The following is a 24,989-nucleotide window of genomic DNA, read 5'->3' on the forward strand; positions in this document are numbered from 1 at the left end:
ACTCCGATGGCGAATGAGTGCCCAGAGCTCCGGGCGACTGGTTGATGAGTGGCTGGTAGATAATCGATAGTTTTTGCCATTTTCCAACGAGACTACACCGCCAAAGCTGACTGCAAGCTTGCCTGACATGGAAATGATAACGGCCGCAGAGCGGCCGTTATGAAAGAGTGCAGAACCGTCCAGCCATCAGGAAGAAGGCTTGCGCTCCAGGGTCGCGGCGACCGATTTGGCCGCCGAGGCGGTGAGCAAGGGCTCACCCGGATAGAGCACCAGGGCCTGGGTCCGCAGCCGATTGGCCTCCTCCGGGCGACCCAGGGCATTGAGGGCGATCACCATGTTGGCGTAGATGTTGGCCCGCGGGGTATGGCGCACGAACTCCTTGCCCCAGTCGAGGTAAGCCTCCAGCTCGGCCTTGTTGTTCGTCTGCAGTCCCACCATCAAGCGCACCGCGTTGACGTCGAACTCTACCCGGGTCAGCCAGGCCATGGGGTTGACCACCTCCAGCAGCAGGGTCGGATCCTTGTAACCGCCGCGCTCATACTTGGTCACCACCCAGGCGGTATGGATAGCGGTCAGCATGAAGGGCACCACTACCAGGGGGATCGCTATGGCCGCGAAACGCAGCAGCAGCCAGGGACGATAGACATATTCCCGCCAGCTGACCTGACTCCCCTCCTCCACCTCGGCATCCACCACATAGATGAGCAGCAGCAGGGCCCACCAGAGGGCGATGGCATGGTAGAAGGGATACTCGGTCTGGCTGTGCAACAAGATGGGGGTCACCAGCGCCAGCAGCGCGGCCCCCTTGACCCAGCCCGCTCGGCTCAACCGCCACAGCAGAGCCCCCCCCATCAGCACCATGCCGAGCATGGGGGCCAGCCCTCCCTCCACCGCCCAATAGAGGAACTCGTTGTGGGGGTGATCCAGGTTGTATTCGATCTGCACCATAGTCGGGTCGAGCGCCTTGTCGGCCATATAGTGTTCAAGAAACACCGGCTCGAAGCTGCCATAGCCCCAGCCCGTCCAGGGGGACTCGGTAATCAGCTTGGCGGCATAAGGCCAGTAGATGGAGCGCATGCCGCCGGACTGGTAGATATCCAGACCCCGCTTTGCCCCCGCCATGCCATATAGGGAGACGAGGCCCAGGGCGATGCCCAACCCAACCAATCCAAGGATACGCCCAAGTTGCCGCTGGCGTTTCAACTGCGGCACCAGCAACAGCAGGGCCAGCAAGCCACCAAGCTGGCCGCCTCGGGATTGCAGCACGACCAGCAGCACTGAGGCCGTTAGGATCACCCCATAACGCAGCCCCCTGAGCCAGGGGTTGGCACTGCCTCTCAGCTCGAGCCAGACCGCCAGCGACAAGCCGGTCGCCATAAAGCTCGCCATCACATTGGGTTGCTGGAAGATGCCGTAGGGGCGGTTGGCACGGGTGTCGTATCCCAACCAGTTGCCTGGCGTCAGCAGATAGAACTGCACCAGGCCGAGAACAGCCTCAATGGCAACGGCTCCCAGCAACAGATAAAGCAGCTTGCCCCGTTCTTGACGATCCCATTGCCATTGATAGAGACAACTCAGAAACAGCAGGCCGGCAAAGAGACCCAGCAGCCGGGGAATGGCGTAATCCTTGAGCTCGAAGCCAGGGTAAGCCATGGGCAGCAGCAACAACATACCCCCGAGCCAGAACCCAATCTGCAGTGGAGACACGACCAATTGTTGGCGCAAGGTGACCTGCCAGAACCCGAGCCCCATCGCCAGGCTCGCAAAGATCCAGCCCCAGGCATTGAACGGCAGATAAAGCCCTGAGCCACCAGGGTTGTGCATAAAGAAATGCATGCCGAGCAGCCAATAAAGCGCACTTATCATCCCAAAAGACTTTGTCATCATCCCTGGTTCCTCACACCCATTGTTTCTGCCACCATCTTGCGCCCAAAAAACAAAAAAGGGGGCTAATGCCCCCCTCTTGCTCATGGGTAGATACTATACCTGTTCCGGTTTGCGAAACGCATGGCGAACCAACACTATGCCAACCCCCAGCATGCCACCCAGCAGGGTAGCCAGCACCATAATCAGGGGGCGCTTGGGCTTGTCACGGTTCACCGGTTCTTCAGGAGAGTCGATGGTGTAGAAGGATTCGAAGGAGGCATCCTTGAGATCCAGCGCTTTCAGGCTACCAAGCTGGAGGCGGATCTTACCCAGCGTCGGATTGAGCAGCTCTGGATTTTTCATCTCTTCCAGAATCTTCAATTTTTCAGCCAGAGCCTTGCTACCCAGATCGATATTGAAAACATCCTTAGTGTTCAAGTTTTCAAGGGGTCTCTCAACACCGGCCGCCTCACTGATACGCAGGCTATATTGAGTTCTGCGGATCATATCAAGGCGGTCCTGAATTGTATCCGCCTTGATGTTCGCATACTGAGTCGTCAGGGTGTTGATACGGTTCTGCCAGATAGATTTTAGCTCGGCGTTTTTCTGCTCAACTTGCCCCTTCTGAATGAAAGCGATGTAGTTCACCAACCGCTGCTGAGCTTCCTCAGCCGTCTCAGCTGAAAAGCTAAGAGTGATATCGGTACTGGTTTTATCCATTAACTTGGCAGAGATACCTTCAGCTAGTTTGTTCATTAATGCCCGCTCATCACGGCGATCTGAAGTATTCGCTCGCTTCATTTCATCAACAAAAATACCTTCTGTAGTTAGAAACATTCGCTTATTGTTCATTGCGTTGAACGCAGAAATAAACCCTTGATATAGTGCAGGACGCTGTAAAGTAGAAAGATCTGCCCCTTCACCTCCACCAGCAGCCCGAAACTGGTCTAGATTAAGTTGTAAACTGGCAACCTGAGTCACTGTTGGCTCACTCACTAATGCTTGGCTGGTCCAAACCTGACGCGCCAACAGGGTATAAGTGATTCCCAATACAGCAAAAAAGCAGGTAAATGTTAGGATCACCAATTTCCCTTTCCATAACACCATAACTAATTCGCGCATATCAATTTCATTAGAAGCAGCACACCAGTTTTGTGGCAAATTAGAATCAGCACTTGATGTTATATTTTTATTAGCCATAACAATACTCACCTCCTAATCAGCTCGAAAAACAATAAGAAAATGTATTGTTTTTCACCAAAAATATTTAGGTAATTCATTAAAGATGATTTAAAGTAGATTATTAATAGTTTTATAGTGAGCTGCTCTCGTTATAGCAGTATGACTCATATCATAAAATAATTTTAACGGGCACCAAAACCAGTCAAAATAGTACGAATGGTTTTAAAAACTATTAAAACATCCAACCAAAGTGAAAAATGCTTGATGTAATAAAAATCGTGCTCGATTTTGATACGCGTATCATCAGTATCAGCGGCATAACCATGTACAACCTGTGCCCAACCACTTATCCCTGGCCGCACTATATGGCGATACATATAGAAGGGAATCTCTTGCTCGAACTGATCCACAAAGGTACGTTGCTCAGGCCTTGGACCAATAAGACTCATGTCCCCTTTCAGCACATTGAAGAACTGAGGTAGCTCATCAATACGAAGTTTTCGAATTATTTTACCTACCCGGGTCACACGCATATCTCCTGCTTGAGCAAACTGCGCGCCAGCCTCCTCTGAGTCTCTGCACATGCTGCGGAATTTATAGATACAGAAGTCCTTATTTCCCTTTCCTACCCGATTTTGTAAAAACATCACTGGCCCCGGACTTTCCAGCTTAATCAGAATAGCGGTAATAAGCATAATAGGAAAAACTAATGGAATGGCGATCAATGCAGCTAATAGATCTAGTAGGCGTTTTACACAAGAGTAAAGTGGTGACGGCAATAAAGAACCCAATTGGTTCTCATGCAAATGATCCACTTTTACACGGCCAGTCAATGATTCGTACGCCTGCTTGATATGGTAAACGGGGATATGAGAGAGAGCACAACGCGCCAGAAAACGCTCCCAATCACCTTCCAATGCAGGATCTCTTAAGTCAGCGACGACCGCATCATACCTGATCCCGCCCATATCAGGTTTGTCCAGCTTACGCCACTCTACACCTTCAATATGCATTAACGCCTTATATTCACCGACTGGAATGACCGCATACTTTAAGCGCCGATAACGACGACCAATAAAATAAGCCACCCAGCAACCTAATATCGTCAGAAAATACGACTCAAAGATCATTTGACGACTATAGTCGAGGCGAGTAAAAAGCAGCGCACCAACTAATAATCCATACATCGCAGTTACCGTGGGGAGCATAAATGCTGCCGAACTGGCGCCAGGATAGCGTAGAAAACGATATAGCACGACCTCTATCAATAAAAATGTAATGAACACCCCGACTAACGTATTAATACGAGCTGAGTCTAAATATAACCAGAACTCCCATCCCCAACGATCCAGTGCAGGAGCTAAAACGGAGACAAATATTCCGGCAAGCAATAAAACAATAGGGTTAAATAAAGCACGCTCATACCAGCGTGAGTGACGACGTTGATAACTCACAGAAACCTCTTAGCTTAATTTATTTCAATAGGCTTTTCGCCAACCAAATTAAACTTGTGAAACACCTATAAATGCTTCCTAAAAATACAACAATGCACATTAAATTAAAAAACATTCAAAAATAAAAAAATAGCCAAAGCTAGTTTGTCCCGAGTTCTACGTCTTAATTTATTCAGGTTAATCAAAAAATATAGATTGCCAAAATAACCATTCATCAATCCACTTTTTACAACCGGAGTATCTTTTAGGCCCAATAGGGATGCGATACTAATAATTTGATTTCTATACCACTTATTTTTAATCAATCGAAATCTTTTTTTGGCTGCCAAAAAATTATTATTAGTACCTACCTGATTATTCTGATGCTGACGATATTGCATGCTAGGATTTGGATCTATATACCAACTATAGTTATTATGCCTAGCAAACGCATATATCAGCCAATCATGTAAAGATACGTTTCTTGCTATTTTTTCGTGATGACTTATTAACCACTCTTGGAAGACAATACCAAACTCTCGCCTGAAAACATAAGTACACCCTGGCCCCGCGGCTTCAAATAAATAATCCCAGCACTGCTGAGGTTGTGCTTTATTAATCAAAACTTCACGGCCATCCGCCCAAATTGCAGTAACATTTGAAGAGTAGCAATCGTAATATTGCAATGTCTTTATGGCATTGGATAATTTATCTTTATACCAGATATCATCTTGATCACTGAATGCTATATAATCAAATCCTGTAAAGTCAACATCCTTTATTAGGCGATAGAAATTTCTACCAGCACCACCAAATTTTTCACCATATGGAAGAACATAAATATTGTCATAACTATGCGAAAGAGATAAACAGTACATATATGTTCCATCAGTAGATGCATCTACACTTATATAAATACTGACATCAACATCAATTTGCGCAAGAATAGTTTCTATTTGCTCTTTGATCCACGCAATCCCATTATATGCAGCCAATAACACCGCGACTTTCTTATTCATCTTTCATCTCTATATATTAAAACATTAAAACATTAAAACATTAAAACATTAAAACATTAAAACATTAAAACATTAAAACATTAAAACATTAAAACATTAAAACATTAAAATAGGAATGTATTATATTTCATTATATATTTTCACATAATGCTCAGCCATTATCTCCCTGGTATATCCTTGCAGATATTTTGACATTGCATGATGAGAAATAGCAGTCATATTATTAAGAGCGTAATGTACAGCACTCGCCATTGACTCTATGTTGTCTAATTGGAAATAAGATGTTGATTTAACATCTAAGATCTCCTTAAAAACGGCTATATCGGAGCAAACCGTAACGACACCGGTGCTTATTGCTTCGGTCAATGCTAATGGAAAGCCTTCTTCACGGCTTGGCATCACATAACAATCAAACAAGAAAATGTTTTTTTTACCGTCATTTTTGAATCCAGAAAAAAATACCCTATCAGATACGCCTAGTTGCTTAGCTTTGTTTTTCAGCTTATCTAATGATGGGCCGTCACCAATCACTATATAAGAAAACTCTCGTTCTATTGCCAATAGCTCTATTACCTGCTCCAATCCCTTTCTGTCATTAAACAAAGCCACTGAACCTAAAACACTGTAGCCTTTCCGCTTAAAAGATGTAACAACATCGAATATCTCGGGATCAAAACTATCAGGTTTTTTTATTTGCTCAACACCATTGTTCACCACATGAACACTCTGAGAAGGAAAAGAGAATTTTTTTATATAATACTCTTTCGCAACATCAGTAAGGACAACCTTCTTATCGAGCAACATCCATACATATTTCCATGCTCGACTAAAAATAAAAGAAACCGTCTTGCCATGAGAATAGAAAAGGTCTGTTTCCACAATATTATGGATTGTAGAAAGCCTCTTACCTCTATGTAAGAAAAGAAGCGCATTTATAAGGTCAGGTCTAATCATGTGTGAATGCACGATATCAAAACTATATAATTTATAAAAATTAATAACATTCAACTTTGTTGATTTACAAGGAAAAATAACATCACCAACGGGATCAAAATAAAAAATCTCAAAGTAAAAATATTGAGACCGCTTACGTAAAACCTCGGTTATCAGATCATAGGCAACTCGAATCGGCCCAACATTTCTAAGCGAAGGCACTAACATCGCGACTTTTATCATTATTTAAATCTCCATCCTTTATAAATCAAGCACTGTTTCATAATCTGAGAATATATTCTTTATTTCAAGATTTACGTATAGCAATAGTACACTCAACATTACAACAATAAAAAACACAGCTAATCCAGTGGATAACCGATTATTCTTCAGAAGAGTTGAGATGGAATATGGTACAAGGATGTACTCCGAGCAAGCTAGCATATTGGAAAGCCTAGCCCCTAAAATAGCGATGTCATTAAATGTTATATAGAAACATATGGATAGGAAATATGAAAACAAAAAAGGATTCAACTTTTCATCCCAAAAATACTTATCTTTAATATACAAAAACAGAATAAAAAAACCTATTTGTCTCAATAGAATTGGGTTAAGTAACGACAATGAGTAATTATAAGAGTCCCAAGCTAAATATAAATTAACTTTTTGAACTATAGAAATATCCTGTGGCAACATCAAAAATATAGAATGCCATGTGAAATACATGAAAAATGAAAACGCAAAGCCGAAGTAATAGAAAGAATTTTTATATCGGGTAGCTCGTTTATAAAATACAATCAAAAAGCTGACAATACCTGATGAATGAGCTAAGAATGATAAAAGAAATGTAAAATATGCCTTAATATTTTTCTTATCACCAATGTAGCATAGTGCCAAAAGTATGAATGCGGAAGAGAGTCCATTTCTTATTTGTGTCATTTCCTTGTTTAAGAAAGAATGACAAAAATAAATAAATAGAGACAACCAAGGTAAAGATGATGATTTTAAAAAGCATCGCCAGTATATTGTTAGTGATAATGTGGAAAAAGTAAAAAACAGAAAATAGCTTGGTGCACCTAGTCCATTTATCATAGATGATATTAAATATAATATTGGATCGCCGTGAACGTCCGATAGATCATAAAATAAAACATCAGGAAAAGGAGGTATTTGTTTTAATATATTTAGATACTCAGGGTAATCGCGATCTACCCCTTGCCCTCTAAAGCCACAAAAAAATATAAGAAATAAAAATAAAAACGTATATCCAACTCTGTGAGTTATATATATTTTTTTATTATTTGCAAAAAGAAAAAATTCAAACAATGCTCCTGCAAATAAGAAGGATGCGATCATATAAAAAGGCATATCTTCACCAATATCATTGCTAAATAATAGTCACATTGAAGAATGCAGCTACTGACCATATAGCTAGTAGCGATTTCACTGTTAAATAATATAAACCACTGTATATGAAAATCAAAATGCTTAATTTAACACAATATTCTTAAAACAATCAATAATTTCAACTCTCATTATAAAATGTAAAATTCCCATACTTAATATACATTAGGATTTCATGTCAAACATCCTGGATTTAAAGTTATAACTATCACCTGAGACCGGCTTTAAACCGGAGTTTTGTTTACACTGCTTTAGTACACATTTCCCCAGTATCAATTTCAGACCCTTCCTAAATATGCAGTAGAGTTTGTCCTTATCATCCGGCTCTGATGTGGCCGTGAGTTGCTGTAATATTACAAATTACCGTTTAGGTCTATCTGCACTCGCAACACCGGCTCACAATATGCCGTCCTTCCTTTGATTTTGATATGGGAGCCTTCACCCAGCAAGATGTAATTTAGCCACTTGGTAAAGCCGTTACTCTATAGCCTGTACACCGTGCCAACCCCGCGAAGACAGTATCGACCCTGAACTTCTATCGGAGCTCGAGGCTGAAACACTCGAACAGACGAATCTGCTCGTAATTGAGCTCAACAGCCTGTTCTCGATGGGCTTTTTCTCTAGGCACAACAGGCTGTTGTGCTTGGAAAGCAACTCGGGACGCTACGTACACCGCCAGCACTGGCATTGATGCAATGCAGAGCCTAGCACCTGCTCGATCCGCTGTCAGCAGTGAGTGACTTGATAATGGCATATAATCGAGGGGAGATTATTTAACCCAGAAAGAGCTCCATCTATCACCCCCTCCAGTTTACAACCACAAGCTTATAAGGTTGACCCTCGGCCCCATAGGTCTATTAGTTGCGGAAATGTCGTTGAACCAACTGACGAATGCAGCTGATGAGCTTGCAGGCTTTACAGACGTTATTAAGCTCTATTTTCGAGCTTTTAGCAAGCTAGGTTCACAACGTGCAACTTTCTCATTGGTGGCTATACGATGACTTTAGATAATACGGTAGAGGACCGCTCTATTATCCTGTTTCAAATCGTATGGCCACTTCCTTTTATGGGCCACCCTCAGGTGAATACCACCATATATCCTGAGAGATAGTGTATAGAATTAAATGTAGAAATTAAACTTTCCTTTTTGTAGATACTGATATATAGATTTCTTTTTTACAAATTTAAAAACGCAATTTAGTAGCCATAAGTAAATGTGCGGTGATTTAATTGCACAGGATAATAAATGTGCTCTAACTTTCTCCCCTCCACTCCCATATTCTGTGTAAATTTTTAAAATCCGTCTAGAATAACTACTAACTCTATCACTGCTTCCCTCCTGCAATATTTTATAAAAAGACAGTTGTGCGACCAGTTTTTCCGGTGCAGGAAGGCTTTCCATAATCTTCCTTATTGCTTTCCTTCTTAACTCAGCATCTGATATTACATCAGGAAGGTACAACAAGTTATATAAATTAGAAAATTGCCAACTATCATCTGATGAGTTATTTTCCCAATGAACTATTGACCGTGATGATAATAGTATTTTTGACCCATATTGTAAAGAAACAAATACCGGAACCAAATGTGGTGCATTTACATATACACCCCAATAAGAGAATGACAAATAAGGTAAAAAAGCACTGACACGATAAACATTATTTGACATTAGCAAATGATTGCTAATTCCAGAATTGATAGCATCAAAATATTCATTTAGCGTTCTACAAACAGCATCCCGTCTAGAAGTTGGCAGCAACTCACTAGAGAAATTAATAAAGTCAACGTTGTTTTTATTCAGTTCTTCTTTAATAATATCTAATGAATTATCGAATATAGTATCATCATCACTCAAAAGCCACATCCATTCCGTATGAACCTTTTCGAAACATCTCAGTATATTAGCATTAGCACCAACATTGATATTATTTCTATGAACCGATATTCTTTTATCTTTTTGCAAATACTGTAACTCATCCAGCGAATATGTAGAGCTTGCATTATCAATAATGATAATTACATCATTTCTTGATAGCTGGGGGAGTAATCGCTCGACTTGTTTTTTTAGCTTCTCTAGCCGATTATATGTAGGTATTGTTATCGTTACATTACAAGTATCTTTATACACATCATTTAAATTCAATTTCTTATAGCCTTTATATAAATATTAAAAATGGATTTTAGCTAAAAAATTAATCTCGACGAGGTGATTTAAATTTCAAATATGTAATTATTCCGTGAGGGGTACAAATGAACCAGATTGCGATGAAGTATGAAACCACGATACCCTCAGCGGGAAGCTTCAATAACACGACAATCCCTAGACCAGTACACATCGAAATTGCTGATAATATAGCATTAGGAAGATACTTCTCTACTTTATGTGCTCTAACATAGGTTGCTTGACATGCAACGATATGATTTCCGATAGCAGTAAGACACAGCAGCATAAAAAGCTCTGGAGATAATAGCCTATCTACTATTGGCATTCCTGTTTTACTTAAGATAAATAAGACAATATTAGCCATTAAAATGACTAAACATAAAAATATTATTGACTGTTTAAATGTGCTTTCATAAAGGGCATTCAGTTCTTCTGTCTTATCTTGCGCAATATAATTGCCAAAAAGAGGGGCCTTTGTCATAACCCATGACAGGGATAAATTCAACATCAGATTGACTATCGTAATAGACATCCCGAGCTTGCCAGCAAATTCAACACCATAATATTTGAAGGCAACGGGATTAAACATGTTGAATATAAAATAACCGCACAACCAACTTATTGCAATGCGCCATTGTAGTGGTAATATTTCTGTTTTCCACGAGATAGCGTTTACTGTTCCAACAGCTCGAGCGAATGCCTGTCTTATTACTTTGTAAAAGTTAAATCTTATCCAGATAACCCCAACAAAAAAGAGAGAAAATGAAGATGCGGCTGTTGCATATAGACCAAAGCCAGACAGCAGCGCAGACCACATTAACACACTACCTATTAATGTCTGAATCAACCTCAACTTGGCAATGCGAGCAACAAAACCACACCCCTCTGCGATTGATAATATAGGCGTTATCCATAAGGATAATGCCGAGCAGGCAACAAGAGACATCCAAGGGAATACCCATTTTTCCGATAGATTTACAGATAAAAAGTCCCCTTGCGCAGAAAAAAAATTTATTCCTATCGGGATAATGAATGAAACAATCCCAATAGCAATAATACTATACCATTTGATGGAAAATCGAATTAAAGACAGTAATCTATCCAATCTTACTTTATCTCCAAAGAGACTACCATCTATGAATTTCAGCCCTGACATCTCATGGCTTGCAAATTGAAGTAATACTGTACCAAGGCCTAACTCAAATATTATTTGAAGAGCGAGAATACTAGCAAAAGTATAATAATACCCTTGTAACTCTAATGAAAGGTAATGCGTAATCAACCATAAACTGATCACTCCAGAAATGACCCCCCAACCACGGTTTATAATTACATAAAGAATAGATTTATCTATCCCAAGCTTAAATAAAAAATGCTTCAACATAATAGATTAAACCTAGGTAAAACCAGCGAATTAATATACATCGTTAAAATATTTCGTTAAACTCTGTAATTATTGTATCTAATGATGAGTATTTTGGCTGATAGCCAAATTTTTCCAACTCGTGATTAGTACTATAATAATTGCACTTTATACCAGTCGCATGAACAACGGAAGCCTCACTTTTAAAGCGCCACTGTAAATTAAAGGTTTGATGCAATGCATTTAATAGGGTTAATTTATCTACTGGCGATAGTGAATAACAGTCAACAGCCATATTAATATTATCAGCGCATAACAAACAATCGATAATCTGACAAAAATCCCTTGGATGAAGGTAATCACGGACCATTGGTTCTGGGCTGACATCACAAACTGTTGAATTAATTATAGATCTCAGTAAATCGGTAATGAAAAACTTTGATGATATATCCTGATTTCTACTGAAAAAATTAAATACCCTCACATCGATTATTGATAGATGTTGTAAATTACGGTGTTTTACTTCTGTGATAAATTTTGCAAGCCCATACTTTTCATTTTCCTGAAAATGATTAATATAAAAGCTTGCTTTTCTATCCACTGAAGCTGGCATTGAAAAATCACTACCATAAGCCGCACCACTACTCAAAAATATATATTTACAGAGGCGATTTTTATCAAGATAGTTTAATACTATATCATCATACTGGGATGTCACATCTATTATGCAATCTGACATAGCTTTGGCTTTAGCAGGGTCGCCAACACCGATGAAGTTTATAACCACATCGTACATCTCAGAATCAGGAAAACTAGATAATAACTTGGGAGTTAATAGCCTTCTATCTGAAGATATTCTTTCAATAAATCTGTCAAGGTTATCGACACTTCTAGCATATAAATGAATATATACCTTTTTTTTATTAGCAACCCACTCTCTAACTAACTCTTGGGCAATAAAACTGGTCGCACCTAATATAGCAATCTTCATAATTAGCCTTTTAAAGGAAATTGTTTATCAATTGGGTGCCCAAAAGCAAGTCTTGGCCTGCACTCTCTCGCATCGCTCATTAGCACCTCAATTAACATGGGCTCCGGGTGCAGAGTAAACTTAAGAAGCAATGATTGAAGCTCGTCCATATTTGAAGTGGAAAATGAGGGTATATTATAAGCTCGCCCAAGACTACAGAATGAAGAGCTATAGCCATTCCAATATGTTGATTCATTTCTACCGTCAAAATACATTTCTTGGAATGCACGAACCATCCCCAGCGATTCGTTATTGAAAACAATTGTTAATATTGGCAACCGTTCACGTGCAATAATATCCAGTTCCTGAATATTAAGTTGTGCACCACCATCACCAGTCAAAATAACAACAGGATGGCTGGTCGCATACGCAACACCAATAGCGGTTGGAATAGCAAAGCCCATGGCACCCAAGCCACCAGAGTGATGAATCGCCTGCCCTTGATTTAATAGTATTGAATGAGCGGCCCACATTTGATTGTTACCGACATCAGCAACATAGTGTACAGGAATCAACTCGAATATTTTTTCTAGCTTCTTACAAATATCAAATGGGCTAATACTCCAGTCTTGATACTCATCTGCATAATTATCAGACCAATGTTTATTCAATTCTGATGTCCACGCCTCGGACATAACAAAATCATTAACAAGCTCATCATCAAAACAAAAGAAAAATTTTTCACAGTCTGCATTTACATCCAGATCAGCTTCGACTCTATTAGCAAGTTGGGCTGCATCTATATCAATTTGGATAATTTCTGCATTTCGGGCAAAATCACTCGTATCAGCCCCAGTTTGACGGACATCCATTCTACTGCCCAAGACAATCAGTAAATCACAATTTTGAATAGCGTAATTCGCCGTTCGAGTGCCGTAGCTACCTATCAGACCATAATAATTTTGAAGTGATTGGCATTTCTCGCTGCCTTTTAGGCTAGCGACATGGGGTATACCAATACGAGCTATTTTTTGTTGCCAAAGAGAAAAAGTGTCCGCATTCACCGCACCGCCACCGATCAAAAACAGTGGTTTTTTTGCTTGCGAAAGCCGTTGAAAAACAGAAGAAAACCCCATGGTGTTCGAAGTCACAGCATTCGGTTCTTGTAATGACGGCTTCAAATAGTCGAGAACATCATCTGGCAACTCAGCACGCTGTAAATCCATCGGTATATCTAATAAGACAGGCCCGGGACGGCCACTTTTAGCAATGTTGATTGCTTCCTGCAACTTCGGAATTAATTCATCTTGGGTTTTAATCTGATAAGAAAATTTGGTAATGCTTTTTACTATGCTAACGATATCCAGTTCTTGGAAGCCTTGTTGCCTAATCGCTCTATCTTGCTTTAATTCATAAGTATTCACTTGCCCAGTAATAAAAATACAGGGGTAGCTGTCCAACCAACAATCTGCAATTCCCGTTACCAGATTTGTTGCTCCTGGCCCGCTAGTACCTAGAGCCAACCCTATCTGCTTGTTATTACTTGCACGAGCAATTCCCCCCGCAGCGAATGCGGCAGCTTGCTCATGATGAAGTGAGATCAGTTTAGTTTTGCCAATTTGATTAATGCTATCAACCAAATGTGCAATCATGCCACCGATCAGCTCAAAGCCGTGAGTGACATTGTTAGCGCCCAGAACATGAGCCACTGCATCAGATGCTTTCATCAACAAACCTCAATGTAAAATAGGAGCCAACAATTGTTGGCTCTCCAAGTTATTCTTTTTCGAAGAATTAGAAACTAACGCCAAAGAATTCTTCAAACTTGGCAATCACATAATCCAAATGATCGTGCGTCAAGCCTGGATAGATACCTATCCAGAAAGTCTGATTCATAATGCGGTCTGTATTCGTCAGCTCACCAACAACCCGATAGTTACGGTCAGCAAAATAAGGTTGACGGGTCAAATTGCCAGCAAACAGCAATCGAGTACCCACCTTGGCCTCGTCCAAGAACTTGACTAGCTCAACACGGCTGACGCCAGCAGTTTCTTTCAAAGTGATGGGGAAACCAAACCAAGACGGCTCTGAATTATCGGTGGCTTCTGGCAGTTCGAGGACATCGACGCAGTTGGCCAAGCCCGCCTTCAGATAGGCAAAGTTTGCCTTACGCTGTTCAACGAACTCTTCTACGCGCTCCAACTGTGCTAGACCACAAGCCGCCTGCATGTCGGTGATCTTGAGGTTGTACCCCAAGTGGGAGTAGGTGTACTTGTGATCATACCCCTCTGGCAGGGAACCAAGCTGTTGGCTAAAACGCTTGCCACAGGTGTTGTCACAGCCAGGAGCACAGTAGCAGTCACGACCCCAATCGCGGAAGGACTCGATGATCTTCTTCAGTTCGCCTGACTTGGTGAATACAGCCCCACCCTCACCCATGGTGATATGGTGTGCCGGATAAAAGCTGACGGTACCAATATCGCCGAAGGTACCAACCATTTTGCCATCGTAACGAGTACCGAGGGCATCACAGCAATCTTCAATGAGCCACAGGTTGTATTTATCAGCAATACGACGGACTTCGGCCAGGTTGAACGGGTTGCCCAAGGTATGGGCGACCATTATGGCTTTGGTTTTATCTGTTACAGCGGCTTCAATCAGCGCTGGATCAATGTTATAGGTCGGGATGTCTACATCCACGAACACCGGGACCAGGCCATTCTGGATGGTCGGGTTGACTGTGGTCGGGAAACCAGCAGCAACAGTGATCACTTCATCACCCGGTTTGAGTGCACGTTCACCCAGTTTGTGGGAAGTTAACGCAGTCAGGGCCAGCAGGTTGGCAGAAGAGCCTGAAGTGGTGGTCAGCACATGGGGAACGCCGATGTATTCACCCAGTTTCTTTTCGAAAGCATCGTTGAAACGGCCGGTGGTCAACCACCCATCGAGCGAGGCTTCCACCATCAACTGTAGTTCACGGGCACCGATCACCTTTCCGGATGGCGGGACGACGCTGCTGCCAGCTACAAATGGCTTGGGAGCCATGGCTTGGTCAGCATACTGAGCTACCAGTTGGGAAATTTGTTCACGCAGAGCTTGTGCACTCATTTATCTCTTCCTGTTAAAAGTCTTGCCAATGTCATGTTCTGGCAATGGATCATTGTTCGTCAATCAAGGGGGGGCTGGATGTTACCTAGCTAAGTGGGGAAAGTCATCCAGACCGATAGGCATCACTGAGCAGCCATGTAGTCACGGATCTCACGCAAGGTCACCTCACGCATATCCTCACCTGCCAGCCAAGCCTTGTGCCACTTGATGATACGCCCCAGGGTGGTGACCAGATCCCAGCGTGGCTGCCAACCCATCCGCAGCTTCGCCTTGGAGCACTCGAGTTTCAGGTAATGGGCTTCATGGGGATGATCGGCACCATCAAGTTGCCAACAGGCATTGTCACCCCACAGCTGTACCATCTTCTCGACAATAAACTGTACCGGCTGGGCATCGTTGTCGCTGGGCCCAAAGTTCCACCCTTCTGCATAAGCACAACCTTCGCGATAGAGGTGCTGTGCCACTAGCAAATATCCCGACAAAGGTTCGAGCACATGCTGCCATGGCCGAATAGAGTGGGGATTGCGGATAACCACTGGCTGGTCGTTTTGGAAGGAACGCAGGATATCCGGGATCAAACGATCTTTTGCCCAATCACCGCCTCCGATCACATTACCAGCGCGTACCGATGCCAAAGCCACGCCATGACGTGCATAGTCCTTCGGATTAAAGAATGAGTTGCGGTACGCAGAGGCCACCAGCTCGGCACAGCCTTTGCTGTTGGAATAGGGATCATAACCACCCATGGCCTCATCTTCACGATATCCCCATACCCATTCGCGATTTTCATAACACTTGTCGCTGGTAATATTGACTACAGCCTTGACACCACCGACCGCTTTAATGGCTTCAAGCACATAAACGGTACCCATAACATTAGTGGAATAGGTCTCAATAGGATCATCATAAGAGAGCCGTACCAGAGGCTGAGCTGCCATATGGAATACGATTTCGGGTTTGAAATCAGTCATGGCTTCACGCAGATGGAAGAAGTCACGAATATCACCATCTTCCGATAACAATCCCTGCCGAACCTTGGCTACCTCAAAGAGGCTGGGTTCAGTAGGGGCAGGAAGGGAATAACCACGCACAATGGCCCCCATCTCCTCCAGCCACAACGCCAGCCAGCCGCCTTTAAAACCAGAGTGCCCGGTCATAAAGACCCGTTTGTTTTTCCAGAAATCAGGATCGATCATGGCCATTACTTCCATACCTTCCAAGGTGCTTTACCTTTTTCCCAAAGTCCTTCGAGGTAGTGCTTATCACGCAAGGTATCCATGGGTTGCCAGAACCCACTGTGCTCATAAGACATCAGTTGTCCCTGCTCTGCTAATGCCATCAGTGGCTCTTGTTCCCAAGTCGTTGCATCATTTTCAATCAAGTCAATAACCTTGGGGCTTAATACAAAGAAGCCACCATTAATCAAGGCTCCATCACCTCTTGGTTTTTCCTTGAAAGAGAGGACTTGATTATTCTGGATATCCAGTGCACCAAATCGACCTGGCGGATAAGTTGCCGTAAGTGTCGCCAATTTCCCGTGGCTCATATGAAAATTGATACTCGCACCAATATCAACATCGGATACGCCATCACCATATGTAAACAAGAATGCCTCATCATCTTTCACATATTCAGCAACACGTTTTAGACGACCACCGGTCATGGATGCATCCCCAGTATCAACTAGGGTCACATTCCATGGTTCTGCACGTTTTTCATGCACCTCCATTCGGTTTTCTGCCATATGGAAAGTGACATCAGACATATGAAGGAAATAGTTGGCAAAGTATTCCTTGATGACATACCCCTTATAGCCACAACAAATGATGAAATCATTTATACCGTGTGCGGAGTACATTTTCATGATATGCCAGAGGATTGGCTTGCCACCAATTTCAACCATCGGCTTAGGTTTGACAACAGTTTCTTCACTCAGACGGGTGCCCAAACCACCGGCAAGAATTACCGCTTTCATGTTTTCTCCCACTTATTTTGATACCGTAAAGGCATCAGAAAAAAATTGTTTCTCTGAAAGCCCAACATTGATGAAGTCATTTTTTGCAGCTGCGATCATCTGAGGCGAACCACAAGCATAAACACAGAAATCAGACAAATTACAAAAATCTTGCAGTACTGCTAGATGGGCAAAACCTGTTCGTCCATTCCACTCAACATCGCTACCTGAGACAACTGGGATGAAGGTAATATTTTCATACTTACCTTCCCACTCAGAGGGAAGCTTTGAATAGAAGTCGATAGCTTTATTCATCCCCCAATAGATGATAATTTCTCTCTTTGAATTACTACTTATGAGCGCTTCAACCATAGCTTTAACCGGAGCGAATCCGGTACCGCCAGCCAAGAAAATGATAGGGCGGTCATCCTCTCTGATGAAGAATGTTCCAATCGGGCCATCTATCCTCATCAATGTATCTGGCTTGACTCCGGCAAAAAGTAGATTACTCATTGCGCCATTATTAATAAGGCGGATATGGAGTTCGATTCCATCTTTACTACTGGCATTAGCAATGGAATAGCTTCGAGTAATCCCCTGATAGCTGAGATTTATATATTGCCCTGGTAAATAATCAAATCCCGCAGTAGGGGGAAGCCTGAATTTCAAAATCAAAAATTCATTATCAATTTCTGCCAATGTCACCTTACATGGCACAGTTTTACGAGAGAGAGAGACCAGCTCAGGGTAGTATTCTGCCTCAATAATTAGCTTTTCACAGGCGCTCTTACATTGGCACGTCAAAAAACGTTGCCCTGATGAAAATGAGCAGCCTTGCTCATCAATTACTTCACCCTCTATAATTTTTGACTCACACAATCCACAAGAGCCATTCTTACAACTATGTTCCAATACTATGCCGGCGCGAATAGCTGACTCAAGAACTGTTGTATTCTCAATAGCATTAAAATTAATATCTGATGGTTTTATAATAATGGATTTCATAATTCACTCAAAAATGACAGCATCTTTTAAACAGACACCTTGTAAATCTTTGGAGGAAAGTTGTGGTTTAAAATCAAGCGGCCATTTTATAGCAATATCTATATCGTTCCACCTTATGCTAGCTTCGCTTTGAGGGGAATAATACGCTGTTGTCTTGTATAGGAACTCGGCAGTATCACTCAATGTTACAAAACCATGAGCAAACCCTTCCGGAATCCAAAATTGACGCTTGTTTTCGGCTGATAGATTCACTCCAAACCACTGGCCAAAGGTAGGGGAGCTTTTGCGAATATCAACAGCCACATCAAATACCTCGCCAGTGACACAGCGGACTAGTTTTCCTTGGGCATGCGGGGGTAATTGATAATGAAGCCCACGGAGTACTCCTCGACTAGATTTGGAATGATTATCTTGAACAAAGGTAACAGCTCTACCAATCACTGATTCAAATTGCTGCTGATTAAAGCTCTCGAAAAAAAAACCTCTTTCATCACCAAACACTTTTGGCTCAATGATAAAAAGATCGGAAATCTTTGTTCTGATGATGTTCATTATGTCAATCCAAATAGACAGGTAGACAATACAATTTATTTATGAAATCTTAGTGATTAACTTGAGAAGATACTTTCCATATTCATTCTTAATCAGTGGTGTGGCCAATTTCCGGACTTGATCTGAATTGATAAATTTTTGACGATAAGCAATCTCTTCTGGGCAAGCCACTTTCAACCCCTGACGAGTCTCAATCGTTTGGATAAAATTACTCGCCTCAATCAGGCTTTCATGGGTACCGGTATCCAGCCAAGCGTAACCACGTCCCATCATGGCTACCGACAGATTGCCTTGCTCAAGGTAGATACGGTTGACGTCGGTGATTTCCAGCTCGCCACGAGGTGAAGGTTTCAGGCTTTTGGCAATTTCAACCACACTGTTATCGTAGAAATAAAGGCCAGTAACAGCATAATTGCTCTTGGGTTCCAATGGCTTTTCCTCCAGAGAAACCGCCGTCCCTGAATTATCAAATTCCACCACCCCATAACGCTCTGGATCCTGCACATGGTAGGCAAAAACAGTCGCACCACTAGCCTTGGTTGCAGCAGCTTCCAGCTGCTTTTGCAGGTCATGACCGTAGAAGATGTTGTCCCCCAGCACCAACGCGCAAGAATCTGAACCGATAAACTCTTCCCCCAAAATAAACGCCTGGGCTAAGCCGTCCGGGCTCGGCTGCACCTGGTATTGCAGATTCAAGCCCCATTGGCTGCCATCCCCCAACAACTGCTCAAAACGAGGCGTATCTTGCGGCGTGCTGATGATCAAAATATCGCGAATACCTGCCAACATCAGGGTGCTCAGCGGATAATAGATCATCGGCTTGTCATAGATGGGCAGTAACTGTTTGCTGACTGCCATGGTGACGGGATAGAGACGGGTACCTGACCCACCCGCAAGAATAATGCCTTTACGTTTCGTCATAATACTTTAGTTCTTATATGGAATTATGTAACCCATCGAAATGAGTTCCCCCAGCGGTCACTCATCTCGTTCTTATCCTGTTGGTCAGGGCGGGGCACAGAACCACCGTCCTCCCACCTTAGCTTACTTACCGAGGATCTCGGCTAGCATCCTTTCAACACCAACGGTCCAGTCCGGCAACACCAGCTCGAAGGTGCGCTGAAATTTGCTCGTATTGAGCCGTGAGTTATGAGGACGTTTGGCAGGTGTTGGAAACTCGCAGCTCGGGACAGCATTAACCTGGCTAACCGCCAACTCCACACCCGCTTCACGGGCTTTGGCAAATACCAGCTGAGCATAGTCAAACCAGGTGGTGGTACCGGAAGCAATCAGATGGTACAGCCCGGCAACCTCAGGTTTGCTCTGCGCTACGCGGATCGCATGGGCGGTGCAATCGGCCAGCAACTCGGCACCGGTCGGGGCACCGAATTGGTCATTGATGACCGACATCTCGCTACGCTCCTTGCCAAAACGCAGCATGGTCTTGGCAAAGTTGGCACCACGGGCGGCGTACACCCAGCTGGTACGGAAGATCAGGTGACGAGAGCACAGCGTGGCTGCCTGTTCCCCTGCCAGCTTGGTCTCGCCGTAGACATTGAGCGGGGCGGTCGCATCGGTTTCAAGCCAAGGGCGCTCACCGCTACCATCGAACACATAGTCGGTGGAGTAGTGCACCAACCAGGCTCCCAATGCCTCCGCTTCCTTGGCAATCGCCGCCACACTGGTGGCGTTGAGCAGCTCGGCAAACTCCCGCTCGCTCTCGGCCTTGTCGACAGCGGTGTGGGCAGCCGCATTGACAATCACATCCGGCTTGAGCAGGCGCACCGTTTCCGCCACGCCAGCCGGGTTGCTGAAATCGCCGCAATAGTCGGCGGAATCAAAATCAACCGCGGTAACATGGCCTAACGGGGCGAGCGAACGCTGTAACTCCCAGCCTACCTGGCCATTCTTGCCGAACAACAGGATATGCATCAGGCACGCACCCCGTAGTTTTGCTCGATCCAGGATTGGTAGGCACCGCTCTTGACGTTGTTGACCCACTGCTGGTTATCCAGATACCACTGCACCGTCTTGCGGATACCCGACTCGAAGGTTTCTTGCGGTTGCCAAGCGAGCTCGGCGCTCATCTTGCTGGCATCGATGGCATAACGGCGGTCATGGCCGGGGCGATCGGCCACATAGGTGATTTGATCGCGGTAGGAACCCGCCTTGGGCACCATTTCGTCCAGCAGATCGCAGACGGTGCGTACCACATCCAGATTCTGCTTCTCGTTGTGCCCGCCAATGTTGTAGGTCTCGCCAACCACACCTGTGGTCACCACGGTATAGAGTGCGCGAGCATGGTCTTCTACGTAGAGCCAGTCACGGATCTGGTCGCCCTTGCCATACACCGGCAGCGGCTTGCCATCCAGCGCGTTCAGGATCACCAGCGGGATCAGCTTCTCGGGGAAGTGGAAAGGACCGTAGTTGTTGGAGCAGTTGGTGACAATTGTCGGCAAGCCGTAGGTACGACGCCAGGCACGCACCAGATGGTCGCTCGATGCCTTGGAGGCAGAATAGGGGCTGCTGGGAGCATAGGGGGTCGTTTCGGTAAAGAGCGGTAATGTTTCACCGGGAGCCACTTCATCCGGATGGGGCAGATCGCCATACACCTCGTCGGTGGAGATATGGTGGAAGCGGAAGGCCGTCTTTCGCGGTGCGCTCAGGCCGCTCCAGTAAGAGCGAGCAGCCTCCAGCAGCATATAGGTACCGACGATATTGGTCTCGATGAAGTCGGCAGGACCTGTGATGGAGCGATCGACGTGGCTCTCGGCGGCCAGGTGCATCACGGCATCGGGCTGATGCAAAGCAAACACCCGATCCAGCTCGGCACGATTGCAGATATCGACCTGCTCGAACACATAGCGATCGCTGCCTGATACCTCCGCCAGCGATTCAAGATTCCCCGCGTAAGTGAGCTTGTCGAGATTGATTACTGAGTCTTGGGTATGCTGAATGATATGGCGTACAACCGCAGAGCCGATAAAACCTGCGCCACCAGTCAAAAGAATCTTCATAGGATGTAATGCTCTTGAAGGATTAGCTGGATAGAATAAGAAAGCACTGTCTTGATGAGGTTTAGAGTAAATTGGCTACGATGGATTGTGGTCAGGCCCGCGTCCGAGTCCATTCAGACACCTTCCCATTAGCAATGGGGTTAGCTACCGCAGTGGGTTACAGCTCCCAACATGCTGATTTTAACCTGATTGTGAGCGCTGTTGGTCATCATATCCTCCAGCATCTTGTATTGGTTGATGCTTAACAATGACTTCAGATCACCTTACTCATCTGAGTACCTCGAGAGCACGCCATGCATTGTTCACATCTGGAGCTGCCAAAGCCCTAAACCCGATTGGCGCAGATTCTATCTTGTTTATCCATAGAATGAATAGACAAACCCAAGATTTACATCACCAAAGGAGATTCAAAAAGAACAAACCAATAACTCATCCTTCCTCCCTGTCAAAGGTGGTCAAAACATGACCTCCATTTGATGGAGCCTTGACGATGCCATGAAAACACATATATTTCAATGCATTACAAAAATGCACCAGCTTTAACTTCGTGAAATTAATATTGTTTTTCGCAAATGAGCGTGACAAGGGCCCATGTCGCGCCAACGCAAACGCCCCACTCTGGTTGCTGCGAACATAATAGTCGCAAAGTTTTCATGCAGAGGGCAGTTCTCAGCACCCTTATCGGTGGTCTCGCTCAGCTGACATACCATCAGATGGCGCGCCATCATCGTGAATACTCCCTTGGGAATATTGAAGATGCGATTCAGTCTCGATACAGCGGGGGCTATGTAGGATCCGGATTGACTCTCTTCCTCTTACCCTCTCTAATTGACAGCCTGGACCCTCATCATCATGCATCTTATGAAAATCCTATTGGTCGAAGACGACAAGCTGCTCAACCACCATCTCACCACGCTGTTGACCGAGGCCCAGAATCAGGTTCACAGCACGGACAAGGCCCAGATTGCGCTGCATTACGCTCGCGACTATCCCATCGACGTGGCCATCATAGACCTCGGCCTGCCGGACATGGACGGCCTGCACCTCATCACCCAGCTGAGAGAGCAGCAGATCCCCTTCCCCATCATAGTGCTGACCGCCCGTGGCAGCTGGCAGGACAAGGTCGAAGGGCTGGAGGCCGGTGCCGATGACTACCTGGTCAAACCGTTCCAGAAAGACGAGTTGCTGGCCCGCCTCAATGCCCTGGTGCGTCGCAGCGCCGGCTTTATCTCTCCCCGGGTGAAGGCCGGTGACTACGAGCTGGATCTCTCCCGCAAGGAGCTGACCATCGCCGGTGAAGTCACAGTGCTCACCAGTTTCGAGTATCTGATCCTGGAGTATCTGATGCGCAACGCCCGCCAGGTGGTCTCCAAGCAGCAGCTGCTGGACCAGCTCTACGGCGATGGCGAGGGGGATCCGAACACCATAGAGGTGATGGTGAGCCGGCTGCGCAAGAAACTGGATCCGGAAGGGACCATCTCTCCCATCTCCACCATCCGTCGCCAGGGCTACATCTTCAACCTGTCATGCAGCTAAGCACGCCGTTCGCGCAGTGACCGCCATGAGAAGCCCAATGCAACTGATCCGCCGCTCCCTGCACATCAAGCTGATGATGAGCGCCATGCTGGTCATCGCCATCATCATGGCGTTTTCCGTCTATATCCTCTATCTCGGTCACACCGAGGAGCAGGCCCAGAAGGCCAGCACCCGCATGCAGGAGAACCTCTCCAAGCTGTTCTCCTCCAAGCAGCCGGATCCCCACGCCATCACGGATCTCGCCAGCATCACACCGGATGCCATCGACCCCAATCTCGATACCCTCATCTGTCGCTCTGACGGTCAGCTCAGCTGGTCCAGCCTGCACATGCCTGAGGTGATCACCATCAAGGGCACCATCTGCCAGGATCTGATGAAGTACTTGGGCGGTCTGGATCAGGATTACTTCTTCAAGCTGCACACCATCAAGAATGGCGACAGCTACTTCATCTACAGCCTGCGCTTCCTGCGCAATCACGGTGATGGCCCCACCACCTACTACGTGGTCATGGTCGACTCCGCCAAGCGCTACCAGGATCAGACCCGGGAATACCTCTACCAGTGCATCCGCCAGGCGCTGCTCGCCTACTGCCTGCTCGGCGCCCTGCTGCTGCTCACCAGCTTCTGGAGCCTCTCCTCCCTGCGCACCATGGCGCGGCAGATCAACGAGATCCGGGCCGGTCAGCGGGAGGCGCTCTCCAGCGACTATGAGCGGGAACTGCTGCCGCTCACCGAGTCGGTCAACCAGCTGCTGGAGAACGAGCGCCAACAGACCCTGCGCTACCAGCATGCCCTCAACGATCTGGCACACAGTTTGAAAACCAGGCTGGCCCTTATCCAGATCACGGCCCAGGAGTTCAAACTCGGTCACCCGGTGCACGACAACATCAATGAACAGATCACCACCATGGATCAGATCATCCAGTACCAGCTGCGCCGCGCCGTCACCGGTCGCAAGCGCCTCGCGAGCAAGGGCACCGAGCCCGTGCCCCTCATCGAGAAGCTGCTGGCGAGCCTGGCCAAGGTCTATCGCCACAAGAAGCTGCAGACCCAGTTCCAATTCGACGACGATGTCTTCTTCCATGGTGAACAGGGGGATCTGATGGAGATGATGGGTAACCTGCTCGACAACGCCTGCAAGTTCGCCATCAGCGAGGTAAGGGTACAGGTGCGCCGTAAGGGCAGCGGCCTGCTCATCCTGGTGGAAGACGACGGCCCCGGTATCCCCCCAGGCAAGTCGGAACAGATCTTCCAGCGCGGAGTACGGGCCGACAGTTCCCCCGGTCAAGGCATAGGCCTCGCGGTCGTGACCGAGATAGTGCACAGCTATGGCGGCGACATCCGGGTGGATGAGTCTCCCCTTGGCGGCGCCCGCTTCCAGATGACCCTTCCCTGACCCCATATTTCTCGTCAAGGGAAGGGCCTCTGACGCCCTTCCCTTCTGATTACCCTCAGCCTTCCGTCATCACCTCTCGCAGCGCCT

General features: G+C 45.4%; 20 protein-coding genes. 2 read left to right on the forward strand and 18 right to left on the reverse strand.

The features are described 5' to 3' along the window. Positions 1-186: 186 nt before the first annotated feature. The 18 genes from ACT5M9_RS04690 to rfbB form a co-directional block, all read right to left on the reverse strand. Complete coding sequence (locus ACT5M9_RS04690; protein WP_457981351.1) at positions 187-1,884, reverse strand: PglL family O-oligosaccharyltransferase; 1,698 nt, start codon at positions 1,882-1,884, stop codon at positions 187-189. A 96-nt stretch (positions 1,885-1,980) separates the two neighbouring features. Continuing rightward, the gene (locus tag ACT5M9_RS04695; RefSeq protein ID WP_457981350.1) at positions 1,981-3,066 is read right to left on the reverse strand and encodes an LPS O-antigen chain length determinant protein WzzB; all 1,086 of its coding nucleotides are present in this window, start codon (positions 3,064-3,066) and stop codon (positions 1,981-1,983) included. A gap of 164 nt (positions 3,067-3,230) precedes the next feature. Continuing rightward, the gene (locus ACT5M9_RS04700) at positions 3,231-4,502 is read right to left on the reverse strand and encodes a sugar transferase (RefSeq protein WP_457981348.1); all 1,272 of its coding nucleotides are present in this window, start codon (positions 4,500-4,502) and stop codon (positions 3,231-3,233) included. 104 nt (positions 4,503-4,606) lie between these two features. Further along, positions 4,607-5,500, reverse strand: a complete 894-nt coding sequence (locus tag ACT5M9_RS04705) for a glycosyltransferase (RefSeq protein WP_457981346.1) — start codon at positions 5,498-5,500, stop codon at positions 4,607-4,609. Positions 5,501-5,620: 120 nt separating this feature from the next. After that, the gene (locus tag ACT5M9_RS04710) at positions 5,621-6,676 is read right to left on the reverse strand and encodes a glycosyltransferase family 4 protein (protein WP_457981345.1); all 1,056 of its coding nucleotides are present in this window, start codon (positions 6,674-6,676) and stop codon (positions 5,621-5,623) included. An 18-nt stretch (positions 6,677-6,694) separates the two neighbouring features. Then, entirely contained in the window at positions 6,695-7,789 is a 1,095-nt protein-coding gene (locus tag ACT5M9_RS04715) for an EpsG family protein (protein WP_457981343.1), read from the reverse strand. A 1,168-nt stretch (positions 7,790-8,957) separates the two neighbouring features. Next, complete coding sequence (locus ACT5M9_RS04720; protein WP_457981341.1) at positions 8,958-9,980, reverse strand: glycosyltransferase family 2 protein; 1,023 nt, start codon at positions 9,978-9,980, stop codon at positions 8,958-8,960. A gap of 49 nt (positions 9,981-10,029) precedes the next feature. Next, positions 10,030-11,385: a hypothetical protein gene (locus ACT5M9_RS04725; protein ID WP_457981339.1), complete on the reverse strand. Its 1,356-nt coding sequence runs from the start codon at positions 11,383-11,385 to the stop codon at positions 10,030-10,032. Between the two features lie 43 nt (positions 11,386-11,428). Next, the gene (locus ACT5M9_RS04730) at positions 11,429-12,355 is read right to left on the reverse strand and encodes an NAD-dependent epimerase/dehydratase family protein (RefSeq protein ID WP_457981337.1); all 927 of its coding nucleotides are present in this window, start codon (positions 12,353-12,355) and stop codon (positions 11,429-11,431) included. Positions 12,356-12,357: 2 nt separating this feature from the next. After that, on the reverse strand, positions 12,358-14,061 hold the full coding sequence (locus ACT5M9_RS04735) for a thiamine pyrophosphate-binding protein (protein ID WP_457981335.1): 1,704 nt from the start codon (positions 14,059-14,061) through the stop codon (positions 12,358-12,360). A 67-nt stretch (positions 14,062-14,128) separates the two neighbouring features. Then, a complete protein-coding gene (gene rfbH / locus ACT5M9_RS04740; RefSeq protein WP_457981333.1) occupies positions 14,129-15,442 on the reverse strand; it encodes a lipopolysaccharide biosynthesis protein RfbH in 1,314 nt (437 codons plus the stop codon). A 122-nt stretch (positions 15,443-15,564) separates the two neighbouring features. Then, a complete protein-coding gene (rfbG, locus tag ACT5M9_RS04745) occupies positions 15,565-16,644 on the reverse strand; it encodes a CDP-glucose 4,6-dehydratase (RefSeq protein WP_457981331.1) in 1,080 nt (359 codons plus the stop codon). Continuing rightward, positions 16,644-17,417, reverse strand: coding sequence for a glucose-1-phosphate cytidylyltransferase (gene rfbF / locus ACT5M9_RS04750; protein WP_457981330.1), 774 nt, complete (start codon positions 17,415-17,417; stop codon positions 16,644-16,646). Before rfbF ends, rfbG begins: the two co-directional genes overlap by 1 nt. 12 nt (positions 17,418-17,429) lie before the next feature. Continuing rightward, positions 17,430-18,401 carry an FAD-binding oxidoreductase gene (locus ACT5M9_RS04755; RefSeq protein ID WP_457981329.1) on the reverse strand — a complete coding sequence of 324 codons (972 nt, stop codon included), beginning with the start codon at positions 18,399-18,401 and terminating at the stop codon, positions 17,430-17,432. Between the two features lie 3 nt (positions 18,402-18,404). After that, positions 18,405-18,953 (reverse strand): dTDP-4-dehydrorhamnose 3,5-epimerase, encoded by a 549-nt coding sequence (rfbC, locus tag ACT5M9_RS04760; RefSeq protein WP_457981327.1) that lies wholly within the window; start codon positions 18,951-18,953, stop codon positions 18,405-18,407. A gap of 39 nt (positions 18,954-18,992) precedes the next feature. Further along, on the reverse strand, positions 18,993-19,874 hold the full coding sequence (gene rfbA, locus ACT5M9_RS04765; protein WP_457981325.1) for a glucose-1-phosphate thymidylyltransferase RfbA: 882 nt from the start codon (positions 19,872-19,874) through the stop codon (positions 18,993-18,995). 123 nt (positions 19,875-19,997) lie between these two features. Continuing rightward, positions 19,998-20,885, reverse strand: a complete 888-nt coding sequence (gene rfbD / locus ACT5M9_RS04770) for a dTDP-4-dehydrorhamnose reductase (protein WP_457981323.1) — start codon at positions 20,883-20,885, stop codon at positions 19,998-20,000. Further along, positions 20,885-21,970, reverse strand: a complete 1,086-nt coding sequence (rfbB, locus tag ACT5M9_RS04775; RefSeq protein WP_457981321.1) for a dTDP-glucose 4,6-dehydratase — start codon at positions 21,968-21,970, stop codon at positions 20,885-20,887. Before rfbB ends, rfbD begins: the two co-directional genes overlap by 1 nt. Positions 21,971-22,831: 861 nt before the next feature. Here rfbB and ACT5M9_RS04780 point away from each other — a divergent pair. Together ACT5M9_RS04780 and ACT5M9_RS04785 are read left to right on the forward strand one after the other, a co-directional pair. After that, entirely contained in the window at positions 22,832-23,506 is a 675-nt protein-coding gene (locus tag ACT5M9_RS04780; protein WP_438548855.1) for a response regulator, read from the forward strand. 37 nt (positions 23,507-23,543) lie between these two features. Further along, positions 23,544-24,902, forward strand: coding sequence for an ATP-binding protein (locus ACT5M9_RS04785; RefSeq protein ID WP_457981320.1), 1,359 nt, complete (start codon positions 23,544-23,546; stop codon positions 24,900-24,902). Positions 24,903-24,989: the final 87 nt, after the last annotated feature.

The sequence above is a fragment of the Aeromonas sp. AE23HZ002T15 genome (assembly GCF_054165525.2).

Bases quoted from the DNA above. Each gene is read 5' to 3' on its own strand.
- ACT5M9_RS04785 (WP_457981320.1), top strand. From the start codon at position 23,544: ATGCAACTGATCCGCCGCTCCCTGCACATCAAGCTGATGATGAGCGCC.
- rfbA (WP_457981325.1), bottom strand. From the start codon at position 19,874: ATGACGAAACGTAAAGGCATTATTCTTGCGGGTGGGTCAGGTACCCGT.
- ACT5M9_RS04695 (WP_457981350.1), bottom strand. From the start codon at position 3,066: ATGGCTAATAAAAATATAACATCAAGTGCTGATTCTAATTTGCCACAA.
- ACT5M9_RS04725 (WP_457981339.1), bottom strand. From the start codon at position 11,385: ATGTTGAAGCATTTTTTATTTAAGCTTGGGATAGATAAATCTATTCTT.
- rfbC (WP_457981327.1), bottom strand. From the start codon at position 18,953: ATGAACATCATCAGAACAAAGATTTCCGATCTTTTTATCATTGAGCCA.
- rfbH (WP_457981333.1), bottom strand. From the start codon at position 15,442: ATGAGTGCACAAGCTCTGCGTGAACAAATTTCCCAACTGGTAGCTCAG.
- ACT5M9_RS04690 (WP_457981351.1), bottom strand. From the start codon at position 1,884: ATGACAAAGTCTTTTGGGATGATAAGTGCGCTTTATTGGCTGCTCGGC.
- ACT5M9_RS04780 (WP_438548855.1), top strand. From the start codon at position 22,832: ATGAAAATCCTATTGGTCGAAGACGACAAGCTGCTCAACCACCATCTC.
- rfbF (WP_457981330.1), bottom strand. From the start codon at position 17,417: ATGAAAGCGGTAATTCTTGCCGGTGGTTTGGGCACCCGTCTGAGTGAA.
- ACT5M9_RS04705 (WP_457981346.1), bottom strand. From the start codon at position 5,500: ATGAATAAGAAAGTCGCGGTGTTATTGGCTGCATATAATGGGATTGCG.
- ACT5M9_RS04710 (WP_457981345.1), bottom strand. From the start codon at position 6,676: ATGATAAAAGTCGCGATGTTAGTGCCTTCGCTTAGAAATGTTGGGCCG.
- ACT5M9_RS04715 (WP_457981343.1), bottom strand. From the start codon at position 7,789: ATGATCGCATCCTTCTTATTTGCAGGAGCATTGTTTGAATTTTTTCTT.
- rfbG (WP_457981331.1), bottom strand. From the start codon at position 16,644: ATGGCCATGATCGATCCTGATTTCTGGAAAAACAAACGGGTCTTTATG.
- rfbB (WP_457981321.1), bottom strand. From the start codon at position 21,970: ATGAAGATTCTTTTGACTGGTGGCGCAGGTTTTATCGGCTCTGCGGTT.
- rfbD (WP_457981323.1), bottom strand. From the start codon at position 20,885: ATGCATATCCTGTTGTTCGGCAAGAATGGCCAGGTAGGCTGGGAGTTA.
- ACT5M9_RS04730 (WP_457981337.1), bottom strand. From the start codon at position 12,355: ATGAAGATTGCTATATTAGGTGCGACCAGTTTTATTGCCCAAGAGTTA.
- ACT5M9_RS04755 (WP_457981329.1), bottom strand. From the start codon at position 18,401: ATGAAATCCATTATTATAAAACCATCAGATATTAATTTTAATGCTATT.
- ACT5M9_RS04735 (WP_457981335.1), bottom strand. From the start codon at position 14,061: ATGAAAGCATCTGATGCAGTGGCTCATGTTCTGGGCGCTAACAATGTC.